This window comes from Lutibacter citreus (genome assembly GCF_003260195.1).
Taxonomy (GTDB): Bacteria; Bacteroidota; Bacteroidia; order Flavobacteriales; family Flavobacteriaceae; genus Lutibacter; species Lutibacter citreus.
Genome location: NZ_QEIH01000004.1, coordinates 456,913 through 473,887, shown reverse-complemented (window position 1 = coordinate 473,887; position 16,975 = coordinate 456,913). Strand labels below are relative to the sequence as shown.

At 32.7% G+C, this 16,975-nt stretch carries 12 protein-coding genes; all 12 read left to right on the top strand.

Annotated elements, in window-relative coordinates; all coding sequences use genetic code 11:
- The first annotated feature begins 25 nt into the window (after positions 1 to 25).
- Positions 26 to 3,073, top strand: a complete 3,048-nt coding sequence (locus DAD81_RS10865) for a glycoside hydrolase family 2 TIM barrel-domain containing protein (RefSeq protein ID WP_111708279.1) — start codon at positions 26 to 28, stop codon at positions 3,071 to 3,073.
- 22 nt (positions 3,074 to 3,095) lie between these two features.
- Positions 3,096 to 4,034 (top strand): LamG domain-containing protein, encoded by a 939-nt coding sequence (locus DAD81_RS10860; protein ID WP_111708278.1) that lies wholly within the window; start codon positions 3,096 to 3,098, stop codon positions 4,032 to 4,034.
- 77 nt (positions 4,035 to 4,111) lie between these two features.
- Positions 4,112 to 5,452 (top strand): family 16 glycosylhydrolase, encoded by a 1,341-nt coding sequence (locus DAD81_RS10855; protein WP_111708277.1) that lies wholly within the window; start codon positions 4,112 to 4,114, stop codon positions 5,450 to 5,452.
- A 9-nt stretch (positions 5,453 to 5,461) separates the two neighbouring features.
- A complete protein-coding gene (locus DAD81_RS10850; RefSeq protein ID WP_111708276.1) occupies positions 5,462 to 6,709 on the top strand; it encodes a family 16 glycosylhydrolase in 1,248 nt (415 codons plus the stop codon).
- A gap of 24 nt (positions 6,710 to 6,733) precedes the next feature.
- Positions 6,734 to 7,837, top strand: a complete 1,104-nt coding sequence (locus DAD81_RS10845) for a glycoside hydrolase family protein (protein WP_179950049.1) — start codon at positions 6,734 to 6,736, stop codon at positions 7,835 to 7,837.
- 159 nt (positions 7,838 to 7,996) lie between these two features.
- On the top strand, positions 7,997 to 9,601 hold the full coding sequence (locus tag DAD81_RS10840) for an alpha-L-fucosidase (RefSeq protein WP_111708275.1): 1,605 nt from the start codon (positions 7,997 to 7,999) through the stop codon (positions 9,599 to 9,601).
- Positions 9,602 to 9,740: 139 nt separating this feature from the next.
- Positions 9,741 to 10,862 carry a glycoside hydrolase family protein gene (locus DAD81_RS10835; protein ID WP_111708274.1) on the top strand — a complete coding sequence of 374 codons (1,122 nt, stop codon included), beginning with the start codon at positions 9,741 to 9,743 and terminating at the stop codon, positions 10,860 to 10,862.
- 3 nt (positions 10,863 to 10,865) lie between these two features.
- Positions 10,866 to 11,963, top strand: coding sequence for a glycoside hydrolase family protein (locus tag DAD81_RS10830; protein ID WP_111708273.1), 1,098 nt, complete (start codon positions 10,866 to 10,868; stop codon positions 11,961 to 11,963).
- 8 nt (positions 11,964 to 11,971) lie between these two features.
- Positions 11,972 to 13,534, top strand: coding sequence for a sulfatase family protein (locus tag DAD81_RS10825; RefSeq protein WP_245949224.1), 1,563 nt, complete (start codon positions 11,972 to 11,974; stop codon positions 13,532 to 13,534).
- Between the two features lie 8 nt (positions 13,535 to 13,542).
- Positions 13,543 to 14,661, top strand: a complete 1,119-nt coding sequence (locus tag DAD81_RS10820) for a glycoside hydrolase family protein (RefSeq protein ID WP_111708272.1) — start codon at positions 13,543 to 13,545, stop codon at positions 14,659 to 14,661.
- 34 nt (positions 14,662 to 14,695) lie between these two features.
- Positions 14,696 to 15,655, top strand: a complete 960-nt coding sequence (locus DAD81_RS10815; RefSeq protein ID WP_111708271.1) for a LamG domain-containing protein — start codon at positions 14,696 to 14,698, stop codon at positions 15,653 to 15,655.
- Positions 15,656 to 15,671: 16 nt separating this feature from the next.
- Positions 15,672 to 16,964 (top strand): glycoside hydrolase family 117 protein, encoded by a 1,293-nt coding sequence (locus DAD81_RS10810; protein WP_111708270.1) that lies wholly within the window; start codon positions 15,672 to 15,674, stop codon positions 16,962 to 16,964.
- The last annotated feature ends 11 nt before the right edge of the window (positions 16,965 to 16,975 follow it).

The following is a 16,975-nucleotide window of genomic DNA, read 5'->3' as shown; positions in this document are numbered from 1 at the left end:
TACAACAATATAAAGATTAAGTAAAATGAGAGATTTTAAATTATTAGGAGCAATAAAAATTAGTATTCTTTTAATGAGTTTGTTAGTTGTTGGTTGTAAAACACAAACAAATTCAAGTGACATTCCTGATACTAATCAAATGCTATTAAGTGGTGATTGGAAATTCAATACTATTTATGGAATGGGTTCAAATCCTTTAAATATTATTGAACAAGAATCTGATATTGTAATTGATAATACAGATGCTGACAGAATAGAAATTAAAGGAACTTGGAAAACGAAGAAAGTAGGAGGAAGAGGATCTGTTTTTTATGGTGAAGACTATTTAGTCCGTAATTTTAAAAAAGAGGAAGCCGCAAATAATTATGTGCGTTTTAAACCAACAATAAACAAAACGGGTTATTATGAAGCCATAGTTATTTACCCTTTTGGATCACATTTAACTGCTCAAATAAATATAAATAGTTCAGAAGGAAAAATATCAAAATATGTAAGTCAAAGAACTGATTGTGGACAATGGATAAGTTTGGGTATTTTTAAATTTAATGCATCAGAAAATAATTATGTTGAAGTTACTGCTATTACCGATGGTGAAGTTGCTGCAGATGCTGTGTTATTTAGACCAATTTCAGAAGAGAAATACACAGAAGCAAAAGAACAACCAAATCAAGTTTATGTATCGGATTACAACGATTCGGAATGGAATAGTTTAAAAGTTCCTGGTCATTGGGGAATGATCAACTCATATTCAAATTACAACGGTTTAGGTTGGTACAGAAAAGAGTTTCAATTACCAAAAGGTTGGAAAGAAGATTCAAATGAAAAAATTAGATTAAAATTTGATGGTGTTTATCACGTTGCAAAAGTTTATTTAAACGGAAAATTTATTGGAGATCATAGAGGAGGTTTTACTCCTTTTGAGTTTGAAGTAAAAGACCAATTAGATTTTGGCGGAAAAAATATTATTGCTGTTGAGGTTGATAATAGAAATAAGGTTGGAGCAACTTGGAACTGGGGTGGAATTATTAGAGATGTTTATTTAGTGAAGAATAATGATATTAGAATTAACAATCAATACATACACGCAACTCCAGATTTAGTAAAAGGAACTGCAAGCTTTAAATTGAAAGTTAGGTTGGAAAACAATTCTTTAGAGGCTAAAAATATTTCAATTCATACCGTAATTTCTAAAAACGGAAAATTAGTAGAACTAGATAAAACTGTTGAAGTAGCTGCTAATAAAATTATTGATGCAGTTTTAGAAGGAGATCTAGAAGCTAAGAATGTACAATTATGGCATTTTGACCATCCAGAATTGTATCAATTAGAAACTACTATTTCAGAAAATGAAAATGTTATTGATACTAGAACTGATAATTTCGGAATTAGAAAAATTGAAGTAACAGATTCTAGTCTGTTATTAAACGGAGAGCCAGTTCGTTTAGGTGGATTTAATCGTGTAAGTGAACACCGTTTTTGGGGATCTTCAGAACCTTTAGAGGTTTTAGAAAAAGATGTCGATTTAATGAAAGAAGCTGGAGCTAATTTTATGCGAATTATGCACGGAACTCAAAATGAAAAACTGATAGAGCTTTGTGATAAAAAAGGAATCTTAATTTTTGAGGAAGTTAATGTTCGTGATTTAGGAAATCCAGAATTTACTGCGCCTGAATATCCATTAGCAAAACATTGGATTCAAGGAATGATTGAACGTGATTGGAATCACCCAAGTATTATTGGTTGGAGTGTTGGTAATGAATTAAGCGGTCATTATGAATATGCAAAAACTACTATGGATTATGTTCGAGAATTGGATCCAAATAGATTGGTTACTTGTGTGAGTAATAGTGGTCAGAAAAGTTTTTCTAATCGTAAAACAGATCCAAATACGGAGGTAGATATTATTATGCATAATATGTATCGCTGGCAAGGTAAACCTCAAGTTATTATTGATAAATTAAGAAGTGAATGGCCAGATAAACCAATCTTTATTTCAGAATATGGTTTTGATCCGTATCCAACTACTTCATTAGATGGTGACCAACAAATTTTTTCAGATTGGAATGAGCATTGGCGAGGTAAAAACGAATTTGTTATTGGAGGTTCATTGTGGACTTTTAACGATTACAGAAGTGGTTACGCAGCAACTTCGCAAGAAGAAAATAGAGTTTGGGGATTGATTAATGTTTGGAGACAAAAACGTAGAATGTTTGATAGAGTGGCTAAAGAATTTAGCCCAATTAAAAATATTAAAGTTAAAAACTTAACTATTTCAAATAATAAAGCTGAGGTTGAAATTCCAATTAGAGGATTAAACGATTACCCAAGTTATAGTTTAACAGGTTATAAATTAAAATGGAATTTTAGAGCTTTAGACGGAACTATAATTGAAGATAAATTTTTAGAGTTACCAACTATAAATCCAGTAGACAACCTTTGGAAAGGTGAAATTACTTGGAACAAACTTCCTAAAGAATTATTGGATTTAAGACTTCAATTGGTAAGTCCAACAGGTTATGTTAGATACGAGAAAGTAATACCATTTTCAGCGCCAAAATCTCCAGTTATTACAGGAATAGATTTGGGTGATAAATCAGCAAGAGTTTTATTTAATAAAGTACCTGGAGCAACTGAATATGTAGTTCGTTATACAAATGATAATAATGAAGTAGTTGAGTCATTTAAAACAATTACAAATGCCATTGAAATAGATGGTTTATCTAATAATAAAGAATACAATTTTAGTGTTGTTGCCTTAAATGGAAAAGGAGAAAGTAAAACACCAAATTCAATTAAGGGAATTACTAATGGAAAACCTTTAGCTCCTAAAGTTTGGGATGCATTTAGATCAGATAATAAAGTTGTAATAGGATATACAAGTGAGTTTGGAGATGCTTTTTATACTGTAAGATATGGAACTTCAAAAGAAAATTTAAATAAGGAATTTAGATCTAATGTTAGAGGAATGATGACTATTGATTTAAATAATGAAGATGAAATTTATTTCCAAATTCAAAGAGAAAATAATGGGAAGAAAAGTAATTGGACGAGTACTATAAAAGCAGAAAAATAAAATTTAAAAAGTGTATTCTATTATGAAAAGTATGTATTTCGGAAAAATAGTATTTGTTGTTTTTTTAATTATTAGTTGTAGTAATTCAAATAACAATGAAGTTGACATTGTAATAGAAGAGAATGTTGAGGAAGAAGTAAATGATGAAACAATTGTATTGGAAATACCTATTGAAATAACTAATAATTATGAGCCAATTGTAAACAATTTGGTGTCTGATGATTTTGAAGAAAGTACTTTAGATAGCAATAAATGGTTTAGAAGGCAAGAGCTTAATAAGGACACTAAAAAAGTCACTGAAGAAGAACGTTTTATTGATTTTAAAAATGGGAACTTAATTTGTTACGGAATGGAAGGCAAAGGAGGAGGAATTGTTTCTAAAAATCATATGAAGTATGGGTTTTATTCTCTAAAATGGCGAGTTACAGGTTTTGTTATTAATAGTAAATCTAGTTATCATCCAGGCTTATGGAGTGGTAAATCAAACGGAACTAAAGAAGGAAGAACCAGTTTGCCAGATAAAAATTGGACAGAAATAGATTTGGTTGAAGTTACTAACGCAACAATAGATGGAAAGTTTGGAGCGGCAACGCAAGCAGATGCTCCTTGTAGAATAAATGGTAAAAAAATTAACGATGCCTCTGTAAATGGTTCATTAGGAGAAAAAGCAATTATGAAATCTTTTTATAATGATGATATTGATGGAGAATTTCATACATATGGATTGGAGTATACACCAGGTTTTATTCAAGTATGGAGAGTAATAAATGATGAATGGATTAAGTTAGGTAATCAAGTCATTTTTGATGATAAGGAAAAAGGCACAATCAACTCAATTCCAGAAGAGTGTAGGTCTGAAATGTTTTGGTATTTAGGAAACTTATGGACAGGTGGAGGAAACGATGAAGTAGTAACCACTATGGAATTGGATTGGTTTAAATTATATGATTTTAAAGAATAAAAAGTTCGATTAATTCAAAATTCAAAGAGAAAATAACGGAAAGAAAAGTAATTGGTCTCGAATAAATAAAATAAATTATGAATACTAGAATTATAAACAATATTTTTTATACGTTTCTTTTTTACGTGTTAATTACAAATTTAGTATCCTGTGGATCACCAGATTCGGAGGATGGTAATACTGAGACACAAGAAATTATTCCAGAGGAGCCAGTTGAAATTACACAAACTGATTGCCCCGTTGGTTATAATTTTGAACTTCAAAAACCTGCCGAAGAAATAGATATTACAAAATGGGAATTAAAATGGGAAGATGAATTTAATTATGATGATTCTCAGTTAGAAACTAATTGGACATCTCAAAATGGAGCTTCTGGTACGCTTTGCAGCCGTTGGAGAGAAAATGCGGTTGTCAAAGATGGTGTTTTAGAGCTAAAAGCTAAAAAAGAACAACGCGGTGGTCAAGATTGGACTTGTGGTAACATTTGGACTAAAGAAACCTTCGGTTATGGGTATTATGAATGTAAATACAAATACGCAGGAGCAAGCGGAACCAACAATTCCTTTTGGTTGTTTCCAAGAGCAAAAAGTATTAATGGTACGGAATTAATATGTGAGTTAGATGTTAACGAAGGGCATTATCCTAATGAAGTAAATACAAACCGCCATCATTGGGAAAATGGAAAGACTGAAAATACCCAGTTAGCTTATGCTGAAGGATTATCTCCTGGTTACGCGCACTCATTTAATACGCCTGTTAAAACAAAACGTATTCGTTTTTCTTCAAAGAATTCTTCACATTTTCACATCAAAGAATTTCGTGTTTATGAGCCAAATTTAGATTGTTATCCTACCAATATTCTTTCAGCTTCTGCTGATACTAGCATATCTGGATTGAATAATCTTGCTAAAAGTACTGATGTGTCAATTACAGCGAGTGGAGTTTATAGTAGTGATTTCAAAGTATCTGCTGTAGCTGATGGATCAACTTCTACAGGTTGGGTTTCACAAAAAAGTGGCGAAAAATGGTTAGAATTTAATTGGACTTCAGAAAAAAATATTGGACACATTCAATTTATTAATGGATGGCAAAACGCAAGTAATTGGACTGCTATGATTTCTGATTATAAAATTGAAGCTTTTGTTGATGGAGAATGGATTGAATTAGCAAGTTATGATGTAAAAACGGATTATGATTTTTCTCAAGATTATCACTTATATGGTATGGATTGGTCAGCAACAGACATTAAATTTTATTTTGATAATAAATTAATTAGAACGATACCAAATAGTTTGTGTGATGCAGAACTTAATATCTTTTTAAGTTTAGCCATTTTAGACCATGCAGGTGAAGTAACAGATGCTATTGATGGTACAAGTATGAAAATTGATTTTGTTAAGTATTATCAAAAAAAATAATTAAAAAAAATGAGCGTAAAATATATATTCTTTAGTTTAATTAGTGTGTTTTTTATTTTGAAAACACAAGCACAAGAAAAAAAACAAATCGATTATTCTAATTGGAAGTTGGTTTGGAATGATGAGTTTGATTATAAAGATGAAATTCTTGATAAAGAATGGATTTCTGCAAATCACCCAAGTAAAAGTTTGTATTGCAGTCGTTGGCGAGAAAATGCAGTTGTAAAAAATGGAGTTTTACATTTAGAAAACAGGAAAGAGAAAAGAGGTGGTCAAGATTGGACTTCCGGTAGTGTTTGGACTCGTAAAAAATTCAAATATGGTTATTTTGAATGTAGATATAAATATGCTGGGGCAGAAGCTACTAATAATTCTTTTTGGTTGATGACTCAAGGACCTGAACCTAAAGAAGGAAAAAGGTTCGAAATTGATATTAATGAAGGTCATTTCCCTAATGAAGTAAGTACAAATATCCATCAATGGTCAGATTTTACAATTGATAAAAACGGTAAAAAGAGACATAAAGTGAATCATAAAGTATTTTCATTTGGAACCAAACCAGATTATTCAATACAATTAGAAACACCTGTCAAAACAAAAAAAATAAGGTTGGTCTCAAAAAGCCAATCAAAATTCCACATAAAAGAATTTAGAATTTATGGAGTAAATAAATCAGGGAATTACCCTAAAGTATTGTCAAAAACAGCAGATAATGATATTGAGAGCTTAACAAATTATGCGAGAGCAAAAGATGTTGTTATAAAATCAAGTGGTTCATACAAAAACAATAATTCAGAGAATCTATTAGCCGATGGAAGTCTCAATACTTCGTGGATAACACAAAATAAAGGTGAGAAATGGATTGAATTTGAATGGAAAGAAAATAGAACAATTGGGTGTGTTCAGTTTATCAACGGATGGAATGACGCAAAAGGGAATTGGCATAATTTAGTTTCAGATTATAAAGTACAATTTTTAGAAGAGGGTGTATGGAAAGATATAGCCGTTTTAGATGTTGAGAAAAGTTACAATTTCGCGGATGAATATCATACTTATGGTTTAGAGTGGAATGAGCAAGAATTGATTTTTTATTTTGATGGAAAAGAAATTAGAAGAGAAGAAAATACGTTTTGTCATAGCGAAACACCTATTTGGTTAAGTCTTGCTATTATAAAATGGTCAGGCACTGTAACAGATGCCATTGATGGAACTTCAATGAAAGTAGATTATGTAAGATATTATAACAAAAAACAATAAAAAATATTAATCAAACAACATAAAATGAGATATCTAGCATTAATTTTAATTACAGTTACTCTTTTTAGTTCTTGTAAAGAACAACCAAAAAAAACTTTAAAAGAAAAAAAACAAGATTATAAAATTGAATTAGGAGAAGTTAAACTTCAGTCTAAATTTGAAAGCGATACAATGAGTATTTGGGGAGGCTCTATTACAAAAGGAGATGATGGTTTGTATCATATGTTCTATTCTCGTTGGAAAAAAAATTTAGGTTGGGCTTGGGTTACACATTCTGAAATTGCACACGCAGTTGCTGAAAGTCCTTTTGGACCTTTTAAGTTTAAAGATGTTGCTTTGGGAATTCGAGATTCAAAACTATGGGATGGTTTATGTATACACAATCCTACGGTTAAAAAATATGGCAATAAATATTACTTGTATTATATGGGAAATACTGGTGATGGAAAAGTATTTGGAGGCCCTGGAGAAATAAAATTAAACCCTATTCATAGAAATAATCAGAGAATAGGTGTAGCAGTTGCAGATAATCCAAACGGACCTTGGGAACGTTTTGATAAACCTTTAATTGATGTTAGTAAAGATAGCACAGCTATTGATGCGTTAATGGTAAGTAATCCGTCAATTACCAAAAGACCAGAAGGAGGTTATTTACTGGTATATAAGGCTGTTGGTAAAAAGAAAAAAGGAATTTGGGGAGGTCCGGTGGTGCATTGTGTTGCTGCATCTGATAGTCCTACAGGACCATTTGTAAAATATGATAAGCCAATTTTTCTAGTTAAAGGACACGATTTTCCTGCAGAAGATCCTTTTATTTGGTATGAATCTGGAAAATATAGAGCAATTTTAAAAGATATGCATGGAGCATTTACAGATGCAGGTCAGGCATTGGTTTTATTTGAATCTCTTGATGGTTTTGATTGGAAACTATCTAAAAACGCATTGGTTTCAACATTAGAAATTAAATGGGAAGATGGAACAGTTCAAAAAGTAGAACATTTAGAACGACCTCAAGTTTATTTAGAAAATGGAATTCCAAAAGTACTTGTTTGTGCTTCTGATGTAAAAGATAGTAAAGGTGTTCTTCAATCCTTTAATGTTCAAATTCCAATTAAAACTAAGAAATAATGAAAAATTCAATAATATTATTGGTGGCTTTTTTAAGCATATGGCAAGTTTCAAATGCACAAACGCCACAATAGCTTTCTTGAAAAAGGAGGTCAATATGGTTATATACAGAGTTGCAAACAATTTGAGCCTTATTTTAATATAAATATCATTTAAATTATGAAGAACAAAACTTTTTTAAATTTAAAATTATTGATAACATTAGTTACCATAACGTTTGTATCATGTAACCAAGTTAAAGATAAAGCCAAAGAACAAAAAATTTATGACGGAACATGGGAATCTTTACAAAAAATGCCTGTCCCTACTTGGTTCAACGACGGTAAAATAGGTATATTTATTCATTGGGGGCCGTATAGTGTAATAGGTTATAAAAAAGGTGGGCTTGGTTACGCAGAGCATGTACCAAAATTGATATACCGTGATACCGCGCATTATTATCCCTATGTAAAAAAGCGTTGGGGGGCTAATCCTCCTGAATTTGGTTACAAGGATATGATTCCTGAATTTAAGGCCGAAAATTGGAACCCAGACGAATGGGCTAAACTGTTTAAGGAAGTAGGTGCACACTATGTTGTGTTTACAGCAGAACATCACGATGGTTGGGCTAATTGGGATTCTGATCTTACACCCTGGAATGCAGTTGACAAGGGACCTAAACGAGATCTTGTTGGAGACCTTGGCAAGGCAGTTCGTAAGCAGGATTTGAAATATGCACCTTCATACCATCGAGAGCGTCACAGCTCTTTCTTTGCCAAAGATCTTTATGTTGTTAATGCTACACCCCTGCCCGACATTGCTGAAGAAATAAAGCGTGTTCATGAGGCAGCCTCTCTTTACGGTCCTTTTGGTTTTTCGAAAGAATATGTGGATGATTATGTGGCACGTTGGAAAGAAATTCAAGATAAATACCATCCTGATATGCTGTGGATAGACGATATCCCTATCTATAGAAAAGACGGAAACAATGTGCGAGAGGGAAAGGCAAAGCCAATCATCCAATATTTCGACGATCAAGTTCGTGGTATGATTACCGATTTCATGAATCAGGGAGCAAAAAATGGACAAGCAGTATATGTAAACAATAAAGGAAAAAGCAGAAACTGGCCAGATGGTGTTGGCTCTATAGAAAAAGATAATTTAAAATTAAAAGTTACTGGTCCAAAGTGGCAGAGCTGTACCACTTTTGGCACCTCATATAGTTATTTGGAAGGAGACAAATATAAAAGCATTGAAGGCGTAATACACGAAATGGTAGAGGTGATAAGCAGAAATGGAAATTTCCTTATCAATATTGGACCTAAAGCTGATGGTACATTGGTGCCTGAGCAAGTAGAACGTTTGAGGGCCATGGGTGAATGGCTTAAGATTAACGGAGCGGCTATTTATAATTCACGCTATTGGAAAGTAAATCAGCAGGAGAATGAACATCTTTCGTTTACAGCCAATGGAAAAAAACTGTATGCTATTAAATGTGCTAAACCTACCCTTCCTTTTGTTATTGAAGCAACAGCTGGCTGGGATAGTAAGTATATTGAATCTGTAAGTTTGTTGGGTACAGATGCTAAAATTGATTGGGAAATGACTACTGAAGGACTTCGTATTGTTCCTCCTAAAAAACTTGGGAACAGCCAATATGCTTGGTCATTCGAAATAACAACTAAAGAAGAACAGCATCATCCAAATTTTATACAAACAAATACAGATAAAGCTTTTGAAGGAACAAAAAAGGTAGATTTAGATGGTCATCATATAGAACAATAGTAAATGATGTATGATGATGGTAAAGAAAAAGGCTCAGTATGGCATCCAGCAGTTTGGTGTGCACTTCAAAACAATACTGATGGAGTGAAAAATTAAGAATTTTTTTTCTCCAATTCAAATTATAAGAAATTAAAGAATTATGAAATTAAAAAGTAGAATTATAACAACATTTTCTTGTTTAGTAGCCTTTATTGGATTAGCACAAACAGATTTCGATTTTAAAGAATTACTTCCTGAAAAATTTGACAAGGCAAATATTATTCAAGAAGCAGATTATAATGTTTGGGGAACAAATATTTTAAAAGGGAAAGATGGTAAATATCACGCAATTTATTCACGTTGGTTAAAAAGTAGAGGTCATCATGGTTGGGTTACACATTCTGAAATTGCACATGCCGTTTCTGATAATTTAACAGGACCGTATAAATTTAGAAATCTTGTGCTACCTCCTCGAGGAAATAAATTTTGGGATGGAGACTGTACGCACAATCCACATGTATTAGAGCACAATGGTAAATATTATCTATACCATATGGGTAATTATGGTAGTGGTTATTGGAAAAGTACACCGGACGATGAAATGCCTTTAATGAAAAATGAAGAATGGTGGGTAAATCGTAACAACCAGCGTGTTGGAGTAGCTGTTGCTGATGACTTAAATGGTGAATGGAAACGTTTTGACAAACCCTTAATCGATATAAGTGGAAATCGAATTATGACATCTACTCCAGTGGCCTCACAGCGCCCAGATGGTAAGTTTTTATTAGTTTACAAATATGTGACAAAAGGAACTGATTCACAAGGGAAACAAGTAGTACATGTTACTTCTTTATCCGATTCTCCTACAGGTCCTTTTATAGATACAGAAGTTCCATTTATTGTGCATCCAACTGCCAAATTTGCTACTGATGATCACGTAGAGTGGGTACAGGATGGAAAATATTATTGTCTAGCTAAAGATCCTCATAGCGTTTGGAGTGGAAATGGTAATAGCTCTGATCACCCTTGCGTATTATTTGAATCAGATGAAAAGGGATTGGTGTGGAAAAAGGCAAAGCATTTTTTAGTGCTTAAATATGGAGAAATTCCTTGGACTGATGGTACTGTAACTAAAGCTATTCGAAGTGCTGATATGCCGAAATTATATATGGAAGATGGGTTACCAAAAGCGTTAATTATAGCGGTCTTACCAAGGGAGAGTGAAATATCATATTCATTGGTAATTCCATTAAAAAAATCAAAATCAATTAAGAAAATATAAATCATGAAATTAAAAAGTAGTATTATAACATCATTTTTCTGTTTTATAACCTTTATTGGATTAGCACAAACAGATTTCGATTTTAAAGAATTGCTTCCTGAAAAATTTGACAAGGCAAACATTATTTCTGAAAAAGATTATAATGTTTGGGGAACAAATATTTTAAAAGGGAAAGATGGTAAATATCACGCAATTTATTCACGTTGGTTAAAATCTAGAGGGCATTTAGGTTGGGTTACGCATTCTGAAATTGCACATGCAGTTTCTGATAATTTAACAGGGCCATATAAATTTAAAAATTTGGTATTACCTCCTCGTGGAAATAAATATTGGGATGGAGATTGTACGCATAACCCACACGTAATTGAACACAATGGTAAATATTATTTATACCATATGGGAAACAAAGGGAGCGGTTACTGGAATACAACATCAGATTCAATTATGCCAAAATATACGGATAAAGAGTGGTGGATAAATAGAAATAATCAAAGAGTAGGCTTGGCTGTTGCCGATGATTTAAATGGAGAATGGAAACGATTTGATAAGCCATTAATTGATGTAACAGGAAATAGAATGATGACTTCAACACCAACTATTTCAAAACGTACAGATGGTAAGTTCTTATTAGCTTATAAATATGTGGAGCCAAATGAAAAATTTAAAAATGGAAAAGTAGTGCATGTCACTTCTCTTTCTAAATCTCCAATGGGACCTTTTGTAGATACCGGAGTTCCTTTTATTACGCATCCAACGGCAAGTTTTGCAATAGATGATCATTTAGAATGGGTTTACAATGGGAATTATTATTGTATCGCAAAAGATTCACGTGGTGCTTGGAGCGATTATCCTAATGGTTCAACGATGTTATTTGAGTCTGATGATATGGGCTTAAATTGGAAACCAGCTAAAAACTTTTTAGTCTTAAAAGCAGGAGAAATTAAATGGACAGATGGTACAGTTACAAAAACTGAAAGAACTGCGGATATGCCAAAGTTTTATATGGAAAATGGAATTCCAAAAGCATTAATTATTGCCATATTACCTAAAGAAAGTGAAATGTCATATTCGGTAGTAATTCCTTTAATTGAGAAAAATTAGAAAAAAGAATGAAAACAAAAATGTTGAAATATAGTTTGTTAATTGCTTTTTACGCTTCCTGTTTTTTAGGTATGAGTCAAAGTAATTCTCAAAAAAATATTATACTTATTATTACTGATGATCACGCATACCAAGCAATTAGTGCTTATAATGATCGATTAGCTAAAATTGCTCCAACTCCAAATATTGACAAGTTAGCCAATGAAGGAGTTCGTTTTGATAGAAGTTATGTTGGGAATTCAATTTGTGCACCATCAAGAGCAACAATTCTTACGGGTAAACACAGTCATTTAAATGGAATAAAAACTTTGAAAGAGAAGTTTGATGGAAGTCAACCAACTATTGCCAATATTCTTCAAAAAAACGGATATGAAACATCCTTTTTTGGTAAATGGCACTTAAAAAATAGTCCAGTTGGTTTTTCTGATTGGGATGTTTTAATTGGACAAGGAGATTATTATAATTCCGACTTTAAAACAAAAGAAGGAGTTACCAGAAGTGAAGGCTATGTAACCGATGTAATTACTGATAAAGCCATTAATTGGTTAGATTCAACTAGAGAAAAAGAGAAACCTTTTATGATGATTGTTGGGCATAAAGCTCCTCACGCAAATTGGTTGCCTCCTGTAAAATATTTAACCACATTTGATAACATTAATATTCCTGAACCTTCAAATTTATTTGATGATCATTCAGAAAATGGATTGGGAGTGAAAGAAACAGATATGACTATTGAAGAAATGCCAATGGGTTGGTATTGTCAACTTTGGTCTGAAATGCAAGAAAAACCAGACAGATATGAAGATTTTGGAGGTGAATTATGGAAACGAGCATATGGAAGATTAAGTACTGCTGAAAAAGCAAGTTTTGATAAAGTTTTCAATCCTAAGAATGAAGCTTTTTTGAAAGCTAATTTAAAAAAGGAAGATTTAATTAGATGGAAATACCAACGAATTATGAAAAACTATTTAGGTTGTGTAAAATCTGTAGATGATAATGTTGGTAGATTAATGGATTATGTAAAAACTGCAGGATTGGAAGAAAACACCTTAGTTATTTATGTATCCGATCAAGGATTGTTTTTAGGAGAACACGGTTGGTATGATAAACGTATGATGTACGAAGAAGCTTTTAGAACTCCATTAATTGCATATTGTCCTTCTTTAGTAACTAAAGGAAAAGTGAGCAAGGAATTGGTTCAAAATATTGATTATGCTCCAACAATGTTAGATTTTGCAGGTGTTGAAATCCCTTCAGATATGCAAGGTGAAAGTTTATTGCCAATTCTGAAAAACAAGAAAGCCAAAAACTGGAGAAAAAGTTTATACTACCAATATTACGATTACCCTGGCGGACACGATATTCAAAAACATCAAGGAGTTGTAACTAAAAGATATAAGTTAATTCACTTTTATGAAATTGATGAATGGGAATTCTATGATTTAAAAAAGGACCCTTCAGAAATGAAAAATCAATATAAAAATATAACCTATAAAAAAGAAATAGCACGTTTAAAAGAAGAATTAATCAAACTTAAAGATAAGTATAACGTTCCAAATAATAATATATAATAAACAACATGAAATATTTAGCATCATTGGTATTAATAGTATTTGTTTTGGTTTCTTGCGGAGAGAAACCCAAAAAAGAAATAACTAAACAAGATATTGATTTAAAAATTGAATTTGGAAAAGTATCACCAATATCTGTTTTTTCTGAAGAAGGAAAAAGTGTTTGGGGAGGTTCAGTAGTAAAAGGTGAAGATGGTTTATATCATATGTTTTACTCACGTTGGCCAAAAGCACCTGGATGGGTTTGGGTAACACATTCTGAAGTTGCACATGCGGTTTCTAATTCTCCATTTGGACCGTTTAAATTTCAAGATGTTGCATTACCAGCAAGAGGAAAAGAATTTTGGGATGGAATGGATACACACAATCCAACAGTAATAAAATCAAAAGGGAAATACTATTTATATCATATGGGTAATACTGGAGATGGTGAAATAGTTGGTGTTCCAGGAAAACATAAATTAAATTGGCAACATAGAAATAACCAAAGAATTGGTGTTGCTGTGTCTGATAATCCAAATGGACCTTGGACACGTTTCGATAAACCTGTGTTAGATGTTTCTGAAGACGATTCTGCACCTGATGCTTTAATGACATCAAATCCTTCTATTTGCGAAATGCAAAACGGTAAATTTTTAATGGTTTATAAAGGTGTGGGTAAAAAATTCCCATTGCCAAATGGTGGGCCAGTAATTCATATGGTTGCAATTTCTGATAGTCCAACAGGACCATTTGTAAAACAAGAAAAATTAGCTTTTGAAGTTGCTGGTGAACGTTTTCCTGCAGAAGATCCATATATATGGTTTCAAGATGGGAAATATAGAGCTATTGTAAAAAGAATTAAGATTGTTGGAAAAAGTAGAGTGTTTTCATTAGTTCAATATGATTCAGAAGATGGATTAGACTGGGTAGCTTCAAAACATCATGATATTTCAGAAAGAATTGTAACGTGGGAAAATGGAAGAGTTCAACAGTTTAAACATTTAGAACGTCCTCAAGTTATTGTTGAAAACGGAGAGGCAATTGCTTTAACGTGTGCTGCAGATACTTTGGATGTAAATAAAGTTAGACACTCGTTTAACATTCAGATACCATTAAAAATAACTAAAGAAGTTCGTCTAAAATAATTTTGTTGAAGTTTATAAGGTAAAAGAAATAATTATGAGTATAAAAATATTTTTAAAGGTAACTTCCATTACAGCATTTGTAATGGTTGGTTTTTTATCTACGGCGCAAGAACTTCCATTAGACTTAAGAGGAGTGTATAAAACGAAACCAAATTCAAAGTTGTCTGACGAGTTTAATGGAAACAGAGCAAATAAATCTTTTGATACGGATAAGTGGCATTTTAGAAGATCTACGAAAACTGGATTAGGACAAGGAAAGGAATTTGTTCAGGAAAAAGATGGGAAATTGATTTGTTATGGTATTAAAGATAAGCGTAAAGCTGGTGCAATAGTTTCAAACAACTATTTTCAATATGGATGGTATGTTTTCAAGTGGAGAACTACTGGTATTGATGAAAATAAAAGAAACGCCTGGCATCCTTCTTTTTGGGGGTCTTGGGATGATACTAGAAAGAATTGGGTTCCTGAAACAAGTGGAAAAGGTGATAGTTGGATGGAAATTGATATTATGGAATTTTCAACGCATTCAAAGGTTTCGACAGATTGGAGTTCAGATTCTCCTGCATACATTTGGGTCGATTCGCTAAGTCAAAGAGTAAAAGTAAATGTAAAACCCGGCCCTTCTTTTGGGTGGAATAAAGCCATTATGATTGATGGTAAAACGGACAAATATAAAGGCGAAGTTATTGGAACAAAAGGTCACGATAAATGGCAGATATTGGGTATGGAATATAATCCAGATTACCTTCAAATGTGGAAGAAAGACGGTGAGCAATGGGTGAAAATTGGTAACAAAGTTACATTTACTAATAATGGAGAAATTCCTTCATTGAGAACCGTCCCTAAAAAAGCAGTAAAACCGTTGTATTGGTATATTGGAAATTTGTTTATGCCGCACGGAAAAACAGAAATTCAAGAAGATCAAATAACTAATTCTACACTTGAGGTAGACTGGTTTCACTTTTATCCTTTGAAAAAAAATAGTAAACATTAATACAACTTAGTTGACCATGAAAACTTTAATATCAAAAACAGCAATTACTATCGTATTAGTAGGTTCAATGATTTCTTGTGCTGAAAAAGAAGCGAAAATTGAAAAGACTTCAGAAGAAACGGTACAAACTGTTTTTCCTCATAAATTACCAACGGAAAAACCAAGTTATCCTTTAAGTTCAGCTATGGAACGTATGTATGATTATCCTGCGCTTAGAGCACAAGATAATGAGTTGTATTCTCTTTTTAAATATTCAGAGCTAGAAGGTTTTGACTATAATAATCACGACGGTACGATTTCTAGAAGAGATCCTTCACGTCCTATTCTCGTGAATGGGAAATACTATATATGGTATACCAAACGTGTAACAAAAACACCTCCTATTGGAGCGAAGCGTGCCGCTGAAGCTACAGCTGTAATTCCCTCAACCGATTGGGATTTATGCGATTTATGGTATGCAACTAGCGAGGATGGTTTTAAGTGGAAAGAGGAAGGTATTGCTGTTTCTCGTCCGGCTAAGCCAGAGTTAGGATGGAGATCTATTGCTACACCAGATATTTTAGTTTGGGAAGGTAAATATTATCTTTATTTTCAAGCGTTTAATGAACCAAGTGGTTTACGTGGAGATTGGTGTCCTATTTCAATGGCATATTCGGATTCTCCTGATGGGCCTTGGACACATACAGACAAGCCCGCTATTGAATTAGGTAAAAAAGGTGAATGGGATCAAGACCAAACTCAAGATCCACATCTTATTGTTAGAGACGGGAAAATATATTTGTATTATAAAGCAGCCTTTAACAAATGGCCCGATGTACGAAACAAATATGTGGTTTGTCACGGGTTAGCTATTGCAAATTCTCCATTTGGTCCTTTTGAAAAGCATCCTTTAAATCCAGTTTTAAACTCTGGACACGAAACTACTTTTTTTCCTTTCAAGGAAGGAATAGCTGCCTTAGCCATTAAAGATGGTAATGAGCGTGAAACTATGCAGTATGCTCAAGATGGAGTTAATTTTAAAATAGCTTCAAGCGTGTCACTAACTCCTACAGCAACTGGGTTTTATACACCTGATGCTTTTACAAATACAAAATATGGTAGAGGTGTTACTTGGGGAATGTGTCATTTTATAAACGCAGGTGTTTTTGGAGTTAATCAACATTCCATTATAGCACGTGTTGATTGTGATTTAAGTTTAGATTGTGATGAGCCATCAATGAAATTAACAGGTGTTTGGCATAAACCTGATGTGTACTTTAAACAAGGTTTAGGAGGATTAAGAAAGAAACGTGAAGAAATTCAAAAATAATAAAATGTATA

Excerpts from the sequence above, each read along its gene's own strand:
- DAD81_RS10865 (WP_111708279.1), top strand. The coding sequence starts at position 26 with ATGAGAGATTTTAAATTATTAGGAGCAATAAAAATTAGTATTCTTTTA.
- DAD81_RS10860 (WP_111708278.1), top strand. The coding sequence starts at position 3,096 with ATGAAAAGTATGTATTTCGGAAAAATAGTATTTGTTGTTTTTTTAATT.
- DAD81_RS10855 (WP_111708277.1), top strand. The coding sequence starts at position 4,112 with ATGAATACTAGAATTATAAACAATATTTTTTATACGTTTCTTTTTTAC.
- DAD81_RS10850 (WP_111708276.1), top strand. The coding sequence starts at position 5,462 with ATGAGCGTAAAATATATATTCTTTAGTTTAATTAGTGTGTTTTTTATT.
- DAD81_RS10845 (WP_179950049.1), top strand. The coding sequence starts at position 6,734 with ATGAGATATCTAGCATTAATTTTAATTACAGTTACTCTTTTTAGTTCT.
- DAD81_RS10840 (WP_111708275.1), top strand. The coding sequence starts at position 7,997 with ATGAAGAACAAAACTTTTTTAAATTTAAAATTATTGATAACATTAGTT.
- DAD81_RS10835 (WP_111708274.1), top strand. The coding sequence starts at position 9,741 with ATGAAATTAAAAAGTAGAATTATAACAACATTTTCTTGTTTAGTAGCC.
- DAD81_RS10830 (WP_111708273.1), top strand. The coding sequence starts at position 10,866 with ATGAAATTAAAAAGTAGTATTATAACATCATTTTTCTGTTTTATAACC.
- DAD81_RS10825 (WP_245949224.1), top strand. The coding sequence starts at position 11,972 with ATGAAAACAAAAATGTTGAAATATAGTTTGTTAATTGCTTTTTACGCT.
- DAD81_RS10820 (WP_111708272.1), top strand. The coding sequence starts at position 13,543 with ATGAAATATTTAGCATCATTGGTATTAATAGTATTTGTTTTGGTTTCT.
- DAD81_RS10815 (WP_111708271.1), top strand. The coding sequence starts at position 14,696 with ATGAGTATAAAAATATTTTTAAAGGTAACTTCCATTACAGCATTTGTA.
- DAD81_RS10810 (WP_111708270.1), top strand. The coding sequence starts at position 15,672 with ATGAAAACTTTAATATCAAAAACAGCAATTACTATCGTATTAGTAGGT.